This window comes from Acidisoma sp. L85 (assembly GCF_009765865.1).
Lineage (GTDB): Bacteria > Pseudomonadota > Alphaproteobacteria > Acetobacterales > Acetobacteraceae > Acidisoma.
The window spans coordinates 135,952-151,002 of record NZ_LMUQ01000049.1; the positions used below are offsets into that span (position 1 = coordinate 135,952).

General features: G+C 61.4%; 12 protein-coding genes. 6 read left to right on the forward strand and 6 right to left on the reverse strand.

Annotated features, from left to right (window positions below; translation table 11 throughout):
• Positions 1-30: 30 nt before the first annotated feature.
• On the reverse strand, positions 31-1,131 hold the full coding sequence (locus GSQ83_RS14825; RefSeq protein WP_254065699.1) for a sugar ABC transporter substrate-binding protein: 1,101 nt from the start codon (positions 1,129-1,131) through the stop codon (positions 31-33).
• 155 nt (positions 1,132-1,286) lie between these two features.
• On the opposite strand from GSQ83_RS14825, the gene GSQ83_RS14830 reads away from it, so the two are divergent.
• The gene (locus tag GSQ83_RS14830) at positions 1,287-2,045 is read left to right on the forward strand and encodes an HpcH/HpaI aldolase/citrate lyase family protein (RefSeq protein ID WP_158803634.1); all 759 of its coding nucleotides are present in this window, start codon (positions 1,287-1,289) and stop codon (positions 2,043-2,045) included.
• Between the two features lie 120 nt (positions 2,046-2,165).
• Here the strand turns inward: GSQ83_RS14830 and GSQ83_RS14835 are convergent, their stop codons facing one another.
• A complete protein-coding gene (locus GSQ83_RS14835; RefSeq protein WP_158803635.1) occupies positions 2,166-2,492 on the reverse strand; it encodes an NIPSNAP family protein in 327 nt (108 codons plus the stop codon).
• A 585-nt stretch (positions 2,493-3,077) separates the two neighbouring features.
• On the opposite strand from GSQ83_RS14835, the gene GSQ83_RS14840 reads away from it, so the two are divergent.
• The 5 genes from GSQ83_RS14840 (at position 3,078) to GSQ83_RS14860 (ending at position 10,173) form a co-directional block, all read left to right on the forward strand.
• A complete protein-coding gene (locus GSQ83_RS14840; RefSeq protein ID WP_158803636.1) occupies positions 3,078-3,338 on the forward strand; it encodes a hypothetical protein in 261 nt (86 codons plus the stop codon).
• Positions 3,339-3,572: 234 nt separating this feature from the next.
• The gene (locus GSQ83_RS14845; RefSeq protein ID WP_158803637.1) at positions 3,573-4,871 is read left to right on the forward strand and encodes a hypothetical protein; all 1,299 of its coding nucleotides are present in this window, start codon (positions 3,573-3,575) and stop codon (positions 4,869-4,871) included.
• A 70-nt stretch (positions 4,872-4,941) separates the two neighbouring features.
• Entirely contained in the window at positions 4,942-6,651 is a 1,710-nt protein-coding gene (gene ade, locus GSQ83_RS14850; RefSeq protein ID WP_371418027.1) for an adenine deaminase, read from the forward strand.
• Positions 6,652-6,658: 7 nt separating this feature from the next.
• Positions 6,659-7,468, forward strand: coding sequence for a xanthine dehydrogenase family protein subunit M (locus tag GSQ83_RS14855; RefSeq protein ID WP_158803639.1), 810 nt, complete (start codon positions 6,659-6,661; stop codon positions 7,466-7,468).
• Positions 7,465-10,173: a molybdopterin-dependent oxidoreductase gene (locus tag GSQ83_RS14860; protein WP_158803640.1), complete on the forward strand. Its 2,709-nt coding sequence runs from the start codon at positions 7,465-7,467 to the stop codon at positions 10,171-10,173. Before GSQ83_RS14855 ends, GSQ83_RS14860 begins: the two co-directional genes overlap by 4 nt.
• A gap of 13 nt (positions 10,174-10,186) precedes the next feature.
• Here GSQ83_RS14860 and GSQ83_RS14865 read toward each other — a convergent pair whose 3' ends face one another.
• The 4 genes from GSQ83_RS14865 to GSQ83_RS14880 form a co-directional block, all read right to left on the reverse strand.
• Complete coding sequence (locus tag GSQ83_RS14865) at positions 10,187-10,777, reverse strand: membrane integrity-associated transporter subunit PqiC (protein WP_158803641.1); 591 nt, start codon at positions 10,775-10,777, stop codon at positions 10,187-10,189.
• Entirely contained in the window at positions 10,774-12,459 is a 1,686-nt protein-coding gene (locus tag GSQ83_RS14870) for an intermembrane transport protein PqiB (RefSeq protein ID WP_158803642.1), read from the reverse strand. The genes GSQ83_RS14865 and GSQ83_RS14870 overlap by 4 nt, the downstream gene beginning before the upstream one ends.
• The gene (locus tag GSQ83_RS14875; protein ID WP_371418022.1) at positions 12,456-13,775 is read right to left on the reverse strand and encodes a paraquat-inducible protein A; all 1,320 of its coding nucleotides are present in this window, start codon (positions 13,773-13,775) and stop codon (positions 12,456-12,458) included. Before GSQ83_RS14875 ends, GSQ83_RS14870 begins: the two co-directional genes overlap by 4 nt.
• Before the next feature lie 64 nt (positions 13,776-13,839).
• Positions 13,840-14,886 (reverse strand): AraC family transcriptional regulator, encoded by a 1,047-nt coding sequence (locus GSQ83_RS14880; protein WP_158803644.1) that lies wholly within the window; start codon positions 14,884-14,886, stop codon positions 13,840-13,842.
• Positions 14,887-15,051 lie beyond the last annotated feature (165 nt).

Below are 15,051 nucleotides of genomic sequence, written 5' to 3' on the forward strand. Positions count from 1 at the left end.
GATCCTGCTCGCGGGTCGCGGCCTCGGGCGCTATGCGGCCGGAAGGTTGACGTTGAGGGTACCGGGGCAGGGCGTTCCGGAAAGCGCCGCCTCGATGCAGAGCTTGACGATGGCGTTCGGGCCGGAATCGGTGAAGTCGTCAAAGAAGCTGTCCGGCTGGTCGGGGAATACCGTCTCGCCGACTTTCACGGTTTCGTCGGTCACGATGGCGAGCGGCAGATCGATGCTCTTCTTCGGGTATTGGCCGGCCAGAATACGGCGTGCGAGTTCCAGAGAGACAACGGACATAAAGGGCGGTGAGCCGATCGAGATGCCTTTGATTTTCTGGCCCTGATAGCCGATCATGAATTTGCGGAAGCCGTTCTCGCATTCACCGGCGGTTGGCGGCAGCGGGGTCCGCCCGGCGGAGATAAACGCCTTAAGCACGCCATCCGTGCCGCCCTGGCACCAGATGCCATCGATCTTGGGTAGCGAGGGCAATACGGCGGCGGTGTTCCGTTCGGCCGTCGAACTGTCCCACATGCCCGTATAACGGTTGACCACCTTGATGTTCGGATATTGCGCCCAGACGCTATCGGCGCCCTTGTTGCGATCGAGATCCACCTGAGTTCCGGCGACACCCGTCACCATGATGACATTGCCGGTGCCGTTCATTTGCTTGGCCAGCCACGCGGCAAGGGTCTTCCCGAGGTCGAATTGGCTGACATTGACCGAGAGCACGCCAGGCGCCGTCACGAGATTATCGAAAGCGATGACCACGATACCGCGTGACACTGCCTGGTGCAGGATTCCGTTCAGACCCGTAGGGGATGCCGCATCGATGATGATCGCATCGACTTCCTGCGCAATCAGGTTCGAGAGCTGTTGCGACTGCGTACTAACGCTGTTGCCCGAATTGAACCATGTGCCCTTCACATCCGACTTGAAGGGCTCCATCTGGAGCGCGGCCTTGAAGACGTTCTCCATTTCGAGGCGCCATTTATTGCCGATATAGGAATTCGAGAGCGCGATCTTATATGGCTTTGTGGCGGCTGCCAGGGCTGGGGTGGACAATCGTCCGCCCAGGCCCAAACCCAGGAGACCGGCACTACCAAGTTGGACGACAGAGCGGCGCGCGAGTAGTTTACTCACTTCGTTTCCCCCAATAAACCTGCATTTTCGCGCACTATCAACCAATCGCATCGACCTCACAACTCCCCAATTCGCGTCGGAGAGCGATCTTGACGGCTCGCCTTTCGCGCAATCGTCACTAAGGTCGGTCCGGCAATTTCGAGGCGATCGCTGTCATGCCAAACAAGCTGAAGCAGATCTGGGCCAGCGGTGGCGCGGCCATCAATGGCTGGCTTGCCATCCCAAATGGCTTCTCGGCCGAGGTGCTGGCGCAATGCGGCTGGGACAGCGTGACCGTGGACCTGCAACACGGCGTGCAGGATTACCTTTCCATGGTCACCTGCTTCCAGGCCATCCAGGTGCATCCGGTAATGCCCATGGTCCGACTGCCCTGGAACGAGCCCGGCATCATCGGCAAGGTGCTCGATGCCGGCGCCTACGGCGTGATTTGTCCGATGGTCAATACGGCCGAACAGGCGCGGGCCTTCGTCGCGGCTGCCCTCTATCCGCCCGCCGGAACGCGCTCCAACGGTCCGATCCGCGCCGGGATTTACGGCGTTACGACGGGCTACCAGAAGACCGCGAATGTCGAGACCTTGCGCATCCCGATGATCGAGACCGGCGAGGCGGTTTCCAATCTGGAAGCGATCCTGGACGTCGCGGGCGTGGATGCCGTCTATATCGGTCCGTCCGACCTCGGCTTCTCGCTTGGCCTTGTGCCGGTGCTGGACCGCGAGGAAAAGCAGATCCTCGATATCTACGAAAAAGTGGTGCGTGAAACCGCGAAGCGCGGCCTGGCCGCCGGAGTTCACTGCGGCACGGCCGCTTATGCGAAACGGGCGATCGGCATGGGTTTCAAGCTCGTCACGATCGGAAGCGACAGCGTTTTCATTGGGGCGGGGTCACGCCAGGCGATCGCAGAAGTTCGCGGCTGAGGTTTGTGCTGACCGGCCAAAAGCCGTTTTCAACGCCTCTGGCCATCAGGCGGCTCGACCGGTGCCCTGCTGTTAGCGGCATGGCACCGGCGAGAGGCCGCCCCGGCTTTAGGAGTTCGGCTATTTCACGGACGAAAAGCTGGTCGGCGCGAGGAATTCGTTCACGATATTGCTGACGAGCGCGCCGTCCTTCTCCGTCTCCGCGCGCTTGGCGATCCAATCCGCGTCGCTCTGGAACGCCGTCCATTTCGTTTCCCGCTCCGCCATGCTCTCCCATGCCAGCAGATAGGTCAGCGACTGATTTGAGGATCCTACCAAAGTCGTCCAGAAGCCGGCTTGCCGGATTCCATGGCGCTCCCAAATCTTCAGGGTAATTGTCTCGAAGCGTTTCATCACCGCCGGCAGACGACCTGGAACGCAGTGATAGATGCGCAACTCATAGATCATGACGCCATGTCCTTATGTACCATCGCATTATTGCGGCGATCATATGGGCGAAGCTTTCTCGCCTCGTCCGGGCGGATTCCTAACCTCACATAATCGCGACATTCTCTAGCCGAAAAATTCCCAGCCGCCCAGAACCCGCCGGGCCCCGATTGCCGCGGGAGGGTTCGTCGGAAGTTTTCGTCGGGATCGGAGCTTAGTACTCGCAATGTTCGTTGCTTCTTCGCGTAAAGAAGAATTAGAGTTTTCGATCGACGCTCAAGTGCCTGCAGCTGCTAAGGATCGTTTAACCTTGGGCGTTTGAGTGAAGAAAGCTATCGCAAATTCGAAAGCGCTGTTAGGAAATCAATTCGGAACCCTCGGCGCCGAAAACTTTCTTTTTTTTAATGATGGGAATTAAAGATTATGGCGCGACTTGCCAAAGCAACAAAGACCACAACGCCAACGGGACGCAAGCGAGGTCGGCCGCCCGGCAGCGGAACTAAAACCAGCGCTAAGGGCCCGGCGACCCGCGGCGCGAAAAAGGCGGCCGCTCCCAAACGCGCGACCGCAGTTGCTCCTCCTGTCGCGAAATTCAGCAAGGATGAATTGCGCGCCCAGGTCGAGAAACTGAAGCGCGCAAATATAAAGCTGCGCGAAAAGAATAAAGAGGCCGGCCGGTCGGGCCATCCCGCAGCCGCCGCGCGGATCGCTGAACTCGAAGACCAGGTGGCGCAGTTGAAGAAAGGCGCCGCGCCGACGAAGCCCGCGAAACGCGGCCGGAAGCCCTCCTCGACCCCTGCCAAGCGCGGCCGGCGCGGTGCCACTAACGGCAATGGCGCCACCGAGGACTCAGTCGGCGACGAGTAGAGCGGGCTTGTCGCTCGAGGGCTGGAGCCTTTGCCGGGTCCCAGCCCTCTCCGACGTAGGAGCGGTAGGGGCCTGCACGAAGATTGGCGATATTCTCGTCGATCGGGCATAATCTCGCGTTGTGCGACTCGGACAGACGTTGACGAAGTGGTCGCGTCTGCCACGACGATAGCTCAGCTCGAGGGAGTGCGGCGGGAGGTGAGATGGTGGCTTGGGTTTTGTCGTTGGGCGGTTATGACGGGTACGCTCGTCGCTCTGGCTGCCTGCGGGGCATCTGATTTCAACTACACGCCGAACGCGACCCAACAATCGGCGGGCGCCCAAGATACCTATTTCCTAGAATATTGCGCCGGTTCGGGCATGAAAATGAAGCCGGGATACCCTCCGGATGTCAGCGGGGGGCCTGGCGGTCACGCTGCATTCTATCTGGAAGGCGCCTGCCGGGACGCCAGTGCGGGCTACCCCACCTTGCGGATGTGCGATGATTTCCCGGCAGGCGCGGGGCAAGGCGCCGGCGTCAGCATGGATGGTAACTTCAGCAACGCGAACTGGACGGTCACCTCCGATCGCGATTTTTTCTATAATGGCGGGCTCGCGAAAGGCGAGCGGCTCACCGCGGGGGTTTTTCGCCAGGTGCAGCACACCGCGGAAAGCATGGGCATTCTGGACGGCCTCGTGTTTCGGCCTGAATTGTTCAACGACAAGCCGGCAGGAATGTCGGACGAGGATTTCCGCTACGGTCTGTCGGTCGGCACGGATTACGGGCTCACCATGGGGCGCGGCCTCTACTGCGCCCGGGTGCCTGTTTCGCGCCCCCAAATGGTTCGGATGGTGGCGTTCCTGAACGCCAAGAACGCCATGTATAAGACCGGACCGCGACACTTCACGAGTTCGATCATCGAGGATAACTGCGTTCATTTGCCACACAACGCTTTGGCGGCTTGCGACGTGATGAGTCCTTGGCCGACCAACGGTTTCATCCCGTTCGCTCTCTTCGACTTCCCAGTGCCGAAGAACGATTTCGTCAATGTCATGCGCCGGACCAATGATACCAGGATGGACGACCTCCTGGCGCTTTACGATGACCTGCCAGCACGGCGACAATTGCTCGAATTCGGCCGTCTCCCCTCCGAGCCAGGGGCGCTCGCGAGCGCCTATCCGCCCCATGCACCGAACGACGTGTTCGGCACGAAGCTCGACCTGATCTTCTACGACACGCCGGGATTGGGAGCCTACCCTGGCTGGTTCGACCAAATCTTCTCCGAGCCGCGATACATGGATGCGACCGCGAACCTGCATTATTTCGCGGCCCTCTACGCTCATCTGGCGGTGTCGCGGCGTCCCGTCGGGTTCTGGGAAAACAAGGTGGATGTCTCCGACCGCGCATCTTTCGCGGCGTTTTACGCGCGCTACTATGAGCGTCTCGCGACACTACGCGCCGAGATCGAGAGACAGCTTGGCGGCGAGGGCCCCAACCCGGCGATGGGCCTGTCTCGCGATGATGCGGCAGGCGTTGCCTTGGCGGCAGGCTGAGGGATCCGATAGCGCGCAGCGGCGAGAAAGTGGCTAGACTGCCAGCATACCGATGCCCAGGAGTCTCGTGATCGACGCAGACACAATTTCACGGCGGATCGCGCAGGGCACGGGTCAGGTCCTGGCCGACCTCGTGATCCGCGACGTGCGACTATTTGATCTCGTCACGGGCGATCTCATCGAGACAGATATCGCGATCGCGGGCGACACCATCGTCGGCACCTACGGGGCTTACGAGGCCCGGCGCGTGATCGAAGGGTGCGGGCGGATCGCGGTTCCCGGCTTTATCGATACGCATCTGCATATTGAGTCATCCCTGGTGACCCCAGCGGAGTTCGACCGCTGCGTGCTGCCGCATGGTGTGACAACCGCAATCTGGGACCCGCATGAAATTGCCAATGTCCTGGGGGAGGCGGCGCTCGACTATGCCTTGGCCGCGGTGGCGCGCACCGCAATGGATATTCGCGTGAACCTCTCGAGCTGCGTGCCAGCCACAGAATTCGAGACAGCCGGGGCTCGGCTGACGGCTACCGATCTCCTGCGCTATGCGTCTCACCCCAAGGTCATCGGCCTCGCGGAGTTTATGAACTATCCGGGGGTGCTCGCGGGTGATCCCGGCTGCCTGGCCAAACTCGCGGCCTTCTCGGAGCGGCATATCGACGGCCATGCACCCCTTCTGCGGGGGCTGCTGCTCAACGGGTATATCGCTGCCGGCGTTCGCACGGATCATGAGGCGACCACCGCTGAGGAGGCCCTGGAGAAAATCCGCAAGGGCATGACGGTGCTGATACGAGAGGGCTCCATCTGCAAGGATCTCGCGGCGCTGGCCCCGTTGCTGACCATCGCAACCTCGCCCTTTCTGGCTTTCTGCACGGATGACCGGAATCCGCTGGAAATTCAGCACGAAGGTCATATCGATTTCCTGATCAGTAGCGCCATAGCGCAAGGCGTTCCGCCCCTTGCGGCCTATCGTTCGGCGTCATTGACGGCCGCACAGGCCTTTGGCCTCGGGGATCGCGGGATGATCGCTCCCGGCAAGCGTGCGGATATCGTGCTGCTCGACGATTTGGCGGCGTGTTCCGTCTCTTTGGTGATCGCGGCAGGCTGTCCCGTAGATGATGCCCTGTTCGCGCAACGAGCGACGATCGAACCGGTTGGTCTTGACAGCATGAAGGCGGCGCCCGTCACGGCGGCTGACCTGCGTGTCTTGGCCAAGGGCTGGGCGGCGGGCGAAACGGTGCCGGTGATCGGCGTGATTCCAGGCAAGATCATCACCGCGCGCCTGGCTGTGGCGCTGCCGAAAGAGGATGGCGAGTTGCGCGCCGATGCGGCGCAGGATGTGGCCAAGGTTGCGGTCATCGCGCGGCATGGCAAGAACGACAATATTGGACGTGGCTTTGTCCGGGGCTTTGGCATGGCCCGTGGCGCCATCGCCTCCTCTGTGGGGCACGACAGTCACAATATCTGCGTCGTCGGTTCGGATGATGCGGACATGGCGCTGGCGGCGAACCGGCTTGGCGTGCTCGGCGGTGGTTTTGTGGTGGTGCTGGATGGGACGATCCTGGCCGAGATTGCTCTACCGGTTGCCGGCCTCATGAGCGATCGCCCGTTCGAGGAGGTTTGCGTGATGCTCGAGGCGCTGCGGGCGGCGGCGAGGGAACTCGGCGTGACTTTGGCCGAACCATTTCTGCAGGTGGCTTTTTTGGCGCTGCCGGTCATTCCGCATCTCAAGATCACTGACCTCGGCCTCTTCGACGTCGATTCGATGCGACTATTGTGAGACGGCGATGGATCTGAACACCGTCGAGGCGGTTCTGCGTCCTCGCATGCGATCGGAACTCCCCCCGTCAGCGAGCGGCGACAGTTTTCTTGCCGGCGGAACCTGGCTTTTCTCCGAGCCACAGCCTGCCTTGCGGCGCCTGGTCGATCTTTCGGCACTTCGCTGGGAAAGTTTGCGGCGGACGGAGACAGCGCTGCATGTCGCGGCTACTTGCACGTTCGCCGAATTGGAGGCCTTCGAGGCGCCGGTCGATTGGATTGCGGCGGAGCTGATTACCTCCTGCTGCCACGCGTTGCTCGGCTCCTTTAAGATTCGAGGGGTGGCGACGGTGGGTGGCAATCTTTGCCTCGGTCTCGCCGCTGGACCCATGGTGGCGCTTGCGACGGCGCTCGACGGGACATGCGTGATCTGGAGCACCGACGGCGGGGATAGGCTGCTGGATGCCGTCGAGTTCGTGGCGGGCCCGGGACAAACCGCATTGAGGCCTGGCGAACTGCTGCGTGAGATCCTTCTGCCAGCAGCAGCCTTCCGGCGGCGGACAGCATTCCGGCAGGGGTCGCTCACGACTTATGGCCGGTCGGCGGCGCTACTGATCGGAAGCCGCGACGGCGTTGGTTTCACGCTCACGATTACGGCGGCGACGCCGCACCCGGTGCGGATCGTTTTCGACGGATTTCCAGAGTCAGCTGAGCTAGAAGCACGAATCGATGTCGAGGTGCCAGCCTGGTACGACGATATCCATGGCGCCCCCGACTGGCGCCGAAACCTTACGCATCTTCTCGCGCAGGAGATCAGGCTGGAGTTGTCGGCACCTTGAGGCTCGTCATCGACGGCGAGGATCGAGAGGCCACGCCGCAACCGGGGCAGTGCCTGCGCACCCTGCTTCGCGATATGGGAAGATTCGGTGTGAAGCGGGGATGCGACGCTGGCGACTGCGGTGCGTGCAGTGTCTTGCTTGACGGTGTACCGGTGCATTCCTGCCTGATGCCGGCGTTTCGCGCGGAAGGACGGGTCGTCACGACCGTTGCTGGATTGGGCAATCCGGCGGCGCTCCATCCGACGCAGAAGGCTTTCCTCGACGCTCAAGGATATCAGTGCGGCTTTTGCACAGCGGGAATGATCGTAACGGTCTCGGCGCTCGATCAAGGCCAGCTCGCGTCTCTTCCGGAAGCGATGAAGGGCAATCTTTGTCGCTGCACCGGCTATCGGGCAATCTCGGACGCGGTTGCGGGCGTCACGAACGTGATGACCGAACACGCGGTGGCGACGGTCACCGGCAGAGATTTGGGTGCGCCGAGCGGGGTCGCAGTGGTGACGGGGACGGCGCGCTACACTTTGGATGTTGCGGTGCCCGGTCTTACACATCTTAAGCTGCTGCGTTCACCACACGCCCATGCGCGCTTGGTCGCGATCGACACCACAGCAGCCTTGGCTGTTCCAGGTGTACTATGCGTACTGACCCACGAGGATTCACCACAACATCATTTCTCGACGGCGCGTCATCAGGATTGGCGTGACGATCCGGATGACTCTGTCGTGCTGGACACAGTCATGCGTTTTGTCGGGCAACGGGTCGCGGCCGTAGTGGCGGAGACCGTGGCCGCGGCCGAAGCCGGCTGCGCACAGTTGCATGTGACCTACGAGGTGCTCCCCGCTGTTCTGACGCCGCAATCCGCGCTGACACCGGGCGCGCCGGCGGTTCATGACGGTCCTCCTGAGGTGATGCGTGAGCGGCGTATTCGTGATGCCGCCCATAACCTCGTCGCGGAGCTAGCGGGAGGCGTAGGCGATCTGGCCGCGGGCCTGGCGGCAGCCGACGTGGTACATTCGGCTGAATATCACTCTCAGCGCGTTCAGCACGCGGCGATGGAAACTAATGCCGCGATCGCCTTTGTCGATGCGGATGGCATCTTGGTCATGCGGACGAGCACGCAGGTGCCCTATCTGGTTCAGACCGCGCTTGCCGATTTGCTTAAGCGACCACGCGAAACTATCCGTGTGCTTTGCGAGCAGGTAGGTGGCGGTTTCGGCGGCAAGCAGGAGATGCTGATCGAGGATATTCTGGCACTCGCGACGCTGCGGGTGGGGCGGCCGGTGCAGTTGGAGCTTACTCGGGCGGAACAGTTCGCCGCCACGACATGCCGGCACCCGATGACGGTTAGCGTGCGGCTTGGAGCGCGACGGGACGGGACGCTCACGGCGTTGGAGTTGGATGTGCTGTCGGATACCGGTGCTTACGGCAATCACGCCATCGGCGTGTTGTTTCACGGCTGTGGTGAGTCGGTGGCAATCTACCGCTGCCCGAATAAGCGCGTCACCGGACGCGTGGTCTATACCAATACGCCACCTTCTGGCGCGTTTCGCGGCTACGGCTTGAGCCAGACCATTTTCGCGATCGAGAGTGCGATGGATGAGCTTGCGGTCAAACTGGGCATCGACCCTTTCGATCTGCGGCATCGCAACAGGATAAAACCAGGCGACCAGATGGTATCATTCGGCGGATCGCCGGAGGACGTCGAATATGGCAGCTACGGCCTCGACCAATGTCTCGATCTGGTGCGCGACCGGCTCTCTGCCTGCACCGAGCAAGCCGAGAGCACGGATTGGAGTGTCGGTAGCGGGATGGCGATGGCGATGATCGATACGATTCCGCCACGCGGGCATTTCGCGACGTCCAGGATTCAGATCGCGGCCGATGGGCACTACGAACTGACCGTGGGGACAGCGGATTTCGGTAGCGGGAGTTCGACGGTGCATCTCCAAATCGCGGCGGAGGCGCTTGGCTCGCTGCCGTCACGGATACGGCTCGCGCAATCGGACACGGCACTGGGCGGTTATGATTCCGGCGCATTCGGCAGCACGGGCACGGTGGTGGCCGGGCTCGCGACGCAGCGCGCGGCGGAGGCATTGGCGGCTCTGATCCGAAAGCGGGCGGCATCGATGCATGGGCGAGAGGAAGGTAGCTCCGTGCTTCATGCCGATCACGTTGAAATTGCAAGTCAAGAGGTGTCGTTGGGTGAATTTGCCGGATTGGCGGCGGAAGGAGCGAGCGACGGGTCGCGGCGATCTATCGCCTTTAATGTGCAAGGGTTCCGCGTGGCCGTACACCATCCGACGGGGCGGATCCGTATTCTGAAGAGCGTGCATGCCGCGGATGCCGGCAGGGTCATCAATCCCATGCAGTGTCGCGGCCAGGTGGAGGGTGGCGTGGCGCAGGCCTTGGGAGCCGCGCTTTTCGAAGAATTGCGGATTGACGCGTCAGGGGCCGTCTCGAACGCGGCATTCCGTTCCTACCATATCCCGACAATGGCCGATCTGCCGCCGACCGACGTCCTGTTCGCCGATACCTACGATCTCATAGGGCCTGCGGGGGCCAAGTCGATGAGCGAAAGTCCGTTCAACCCGGTGGCGGCGGCGCTGGCGAATGCGGTCGCGGACGCGACCGACGTGCGGTTCCGCCGGACGCCACTTGCCGCCGATATTGTCTGGCGCGCGCTTTCGCAACACGCAGCGGCGGGTTGATCCTGTCGGCTGCCTATCGGTGCCGCGAGGTAAGCGCGGCTGCGACGGCGTCGGAAAGTTGCCCAACCGCAATGCTCATCGCGGCGACCTGTCCTGTGAGATCCGGCTTCGGCGGAACAGCGACAAGCTGCAGGCTTCTGGAAACGCTCGCGCGATCGACATTGGCGAAGGTGACAGCAAGCTGAGCCGTGAGGCGAACCTTGCCGTCCGAATCCGTGTCGAAGCGTTGGATGTTGATTTCTACCGTGGCGTCCGGCAGCGGGGAAATCGCGCCGCTTTCGCTGTACACCGAGGTTCCAGGAAGGCGCTGATCGATTTCGGCCGTGAGCACGCGAATCATCATCGCGCCGAATGATTCACCCCACCAGTTGTTGGCCTCGACGTCGATCCTGTAGTTGCTCGACGAGCGGACGATCTGCTGGCGATCGAGATAGGGCGCAAGACCGATATCACGCAGCATGACGACATGCGGACCGTGCGGGCGCGTGACGCCGGGTACCTGGTCGAGCGTGTAAAGAACCGGGCTAGGCGATGCGCAGGCCGCAGGTAGCAGCGCGATGGCAAGCAGTCCCGAAACGGTGGTCCGGCGCGTGATGACGATCATTGTACTCCTCCCGTGCGGCCGCGTATCAGTGCTTCGGGGTGACGTGTCAGCAGATCCGACAGAGCGCGGAAGGATTGTGCCATGCCATTGAGCTGCGTCATCAAACGGTCAAGCTGCCGGCTGAAATGCGAATTGTCGCCATAGCCTGTATTCGCCGAGGCAAGCACCTGGCTTAGATGAGTGAGCGCCGCTTCCAGACCAGCCGTCAATGCCGGCAATTTCTTCATCGTTGGGCCCATGCCGGCATCCATGTGTTTCACCAATTCCTGCGCGGATTGCAGGGTGACCGAGAGTGAGGTGATGGCCTGCTTGGCTTGCGGGCCATTGGCAAGCTTGTCTAGGCCCTGGAATGTGCCCGATAGGCTGTTTCCGATTTGATCGAAAGGAAGAGCGCCCACTTTTGCCATCAGCGCCGTCGCTGTGTCGGTAAGGCCGGCGAATGTGCCTGGCACGGTGGGGATCACTATGGTGTTCCCCTCGAGCGACAGCTCGGCAGGCTTGGCATTGGGCATGATGGTAAGAGCCACCTGCATCTGTCCGGTGATGAGGTTTGCGCTTTGGATCTGCGCCCGCAAGCCATGCTGCACCAGAAGACGCGTGTTCTCCAACGGGCCGCGATTTGCCGCGATCTGAATGTTTTTGATCCGCTCTGGTTCGATCTCGAAATGGACGGGTGTCAGGATTGAGTCGGTTTTCGGATCGTACATGATGTCGACGTTGGTGACCTGGCCGACCTTTATTCCCTGGAAGCTGACAGGCGAACCCGGCGCCAGTCCAGCGACTGATCCACTGAAGTAGGCGGCGAAGGGAACCCTGCGACGGAACGCGGCTTGGTCGGCCGCGTCCTCATCCGTGTAGAGCGGGAAGTTCCGCAAGTCGGGGCTGGGCGGAGCATCGTCCGCCGACGCGGGCGTATCGAAGGCTATGCCGCCGAGGAGCAGTGCGTCGATCGACTGCACCTGAATGCGCACGCCCTCGGCGCCGAGTTTGACCGAGAGGCCAGAGGCATTCCAGAAGCGCGATTCGTCATGCACGTAGCTGTCAAAGGGCGCACGCACGAAGGCATGGATCGTGACGCTGCGCGCCATGTCACCGATATCCCAGCCGAGGATTTGGCCGACCTGCAAGTCGCGATAAAAGACCGGCGAACCGAGTGTCACGGAACCCACGCGGTCGGCCTTCAGCATGAAGGTTCGGCCAGGAACATCGGTCTGCAGAACTGGCGGAGTTTCCAGCCCCGTGAAATGAGTTTGGCTCTTCGTGCCGGTTTTGGACGGCAATAAATCGATATAGGAACCGGAGAGAAGCGTGCTCAGGCCGGAAATGCTGCCTGCGAAAAACCTCGGCCGCACTACCCAGAACCGCGTCTGGTTCGTGATCAGCGGGGTTGCTTCACGCGTCAACTGCACCGTGACGGCGACGTGATCCATGTCCTTGGTCAGTCGCACCGCGGTCACAGTGCCCAGATCAACTTCTTTGTGTTTGATGTGGGACTGACCCGCGAGAAGTCCCTCAGCGGAATCAAAGGTGATGGTCAGAGTCGGACCGCGCTTCGACAAAGTATCCCATACCAGCCAGAGCCCGATCAGCAGCGTGACAATGGGGATGATCCAGATCAGGGAAAATCTGCGCCTGCCGCGCCGGGGCTCTACCGCGGCTGTGGGAAGAGGATAATCGCTCATGATGTCGTCCTGGAAGATGCGGCCGCATCCCACATCGACCGGGGATCAAAGGCCTCGGCCGCGAAGATCGTGAGAATCACGACGCCGCAAAAGGAGATCGCGCCGAAGCCTGGCTCGATGGTGGCTATTGCACCGAATTGGACCAGCGCCACCAGGATCGATTCCATGAAGATGTCGATCATCGACCAGCGGCCGATCACGCTGACGATACGGTAAAGGCGCGTGCGGTCGAGCAGGCGCCCGGCCCAGGCGAATTGCGTGGAGATCATCAGAATGATCAGGCCCCCGAGCTTGAGCACGGGCACGAGGATGCTGGCGAAAAACACCAGAGCGGCAAGCGGATACATGCCGGCGTCGAGCAATTCCTCTACGCCGCCGAGGATCGTGCTGGGTGCGCCGCTGCCCAGATGCACGACGGTCAGAACCGGATAGACGTTCGCGGGGACATAGAGAACGATCGCGGCTATCACGAGCGCCCAGCACCGCGCCATGTGATTGGGTTTGCGATGATGTAGCCGCGATCCGCATCTTGAACAGGAAGGCCGGGAACCGACGCCGAGGAAGCCGACCTTCCCGCAGGTCTCGCAACTAGCCGGGTGCCGGCCCTCGAAAAGCATGACCGTCGCGCTCGTTCCTCTGGATTCATCTGACAGGCCGCGGCGTTCCATCTCTTCCCAGACTGCCTGGCGGTCGAGCACCGCGTCGGCTGCCACGGTCGTCAGGATCAGCAGGCCAAGCGCATACAGCGCCAGACCTATGTCGATATGGACGATATCCACCAGTTTCACGTAGGCGACGAAAACACCGAGGAGATAGACCTCGACCATCGACCAGGCGCGCAGCCGTTCGATCCAGCCGAAAACGCGGCGCAGATGGCGGGGCGGCCGCGACATTTTCAGTCCGATAAGAACATAGGCCATGCCGAGCAGTTTGAGGAACGGCGCCGCGACGGTTGTGAACAAGACGATGAGCGCGAGTTCCCAAATGCCTCGCTGCTGCAGGCGCTCAGGACCAGTGAAAAGATCGGCACTCAGGCTAATCCCCGCTGTGCTGACACTCATCAAGGGCATCAGGCAGGCAACCCCAAAGAGGGAGAGGGCCGCCATAGTCATTGCCAGAGCACGATTGAGGGAATCGGGATGGGTTCGGCGCAGCATGGTGTGGCACCTGGGGCAAGATGCCGAGGAAGAATCATCGAGTGCCGGAATCGTTTGGAGCAGACCGCAATGCCGGCACATTGCCGGGCGCGGCAGGGTTTGGTGCCTGGGAGGTGTCTGGTCCGCGATTGGTCGCGGATCATTCATTGCAGTGCTCATCGGCTGCGTGCCAAGAAACGGGCGCTATGTCGCCTTGACCGAAGGTGCCTGGAGCTTGGCAAGTTCAGACAGTCATGCCGACTTCGGCCGCGCGGGAATCGCGATCGGATGATGTTCGGTGGCGCCATGATCCGGGTGTCACGCCGGACCAGCGCTTGAAGGCTCGTACAAAAGCACTTGTCTCCGAATATCCCACCATCACAGCGATCTCGCTAACTGGCAGATCCGTTCGTCCCATAAGTTGTCGCGCCGCGCCATAGCGTGCGTCCCGGAGGATCGCGCGAAAACTTGCCCCCTCTGCCTCCAAACGCCGATGAAGCTTGCGCTGGCTTATGCCAAGAAATTCCGCAATTGCCTCGGTTTCGAACTCCCCTGAACTCAACGTCTCGCTTACCCGCCGATGGACAATATCACGAAATTCGTCTGGCGCCTCGGCTAGAAGCTGTTGCATATCCTTGACGAGCAGCTTGCGCAGGACCGGTTCTGCTTGACGGACAGGATGGTCCAGCCACGCGGCCGGAAAGGATACCCCCCAACTGTCGCAATCGAAGCGCAGCGGGCTCTTGAAGAATTCTTTGTAGGGCTTGAGGTTTGCAGGCTTGCGGCGCGAGAAGAACACTTCGGTCGCCGACCAGCGTGGACCGCACAAGGCCTGCAGGATCAGAAAGCTTATCGCCACCGCGCCGTCGCCTACCTGATCGGCGCCTTCGATTTCCGGATGATAGACCCGATAGTTGACCACGGCGAGGGGGCCGTTCACCCGAAGCGCGCTGGTCGCGCCGCGATCGTGGAGCTGGAAATATTCGCCCACGCTGTCGACGGCGGCACCCACGGTCGGGGCATGTTGAGCCGCGAAACCAACTCGCCCGAGGCTGCTGAATCCGCCCTTCTGGCCAACCAAAAGCCCAAAATCATCGCGTTTCGTCAGAGCCGCGCAGCGCGAGGCGAGCCGGCAGAGCGTCGCATAGGGGATGACATTCTCGAAGTCGTTGAAAATATCAGAACGGATGCCGAGGTCCGACAGCACTGGCTCCAACGGTATGCCGAAATGCCCCAACACAGAGGGTATCGGCATCGCGGCGCTCACCCGAATCATGCCCGGCCCGATCATAGTCGCAGCTCGCTGATCCGTTTAACGATACGTCCGAGAAAGGTAACATTTTCGTTATTTTGGTCAAGCCAAAGCTCTAGAAGAGGGCTAAGAGTTCAAGAACTGGTCCGGCGGTCGCCTGATCCTTGACTGTAACGCATTGAAAGAGCGTCCTATGTCGTCGAA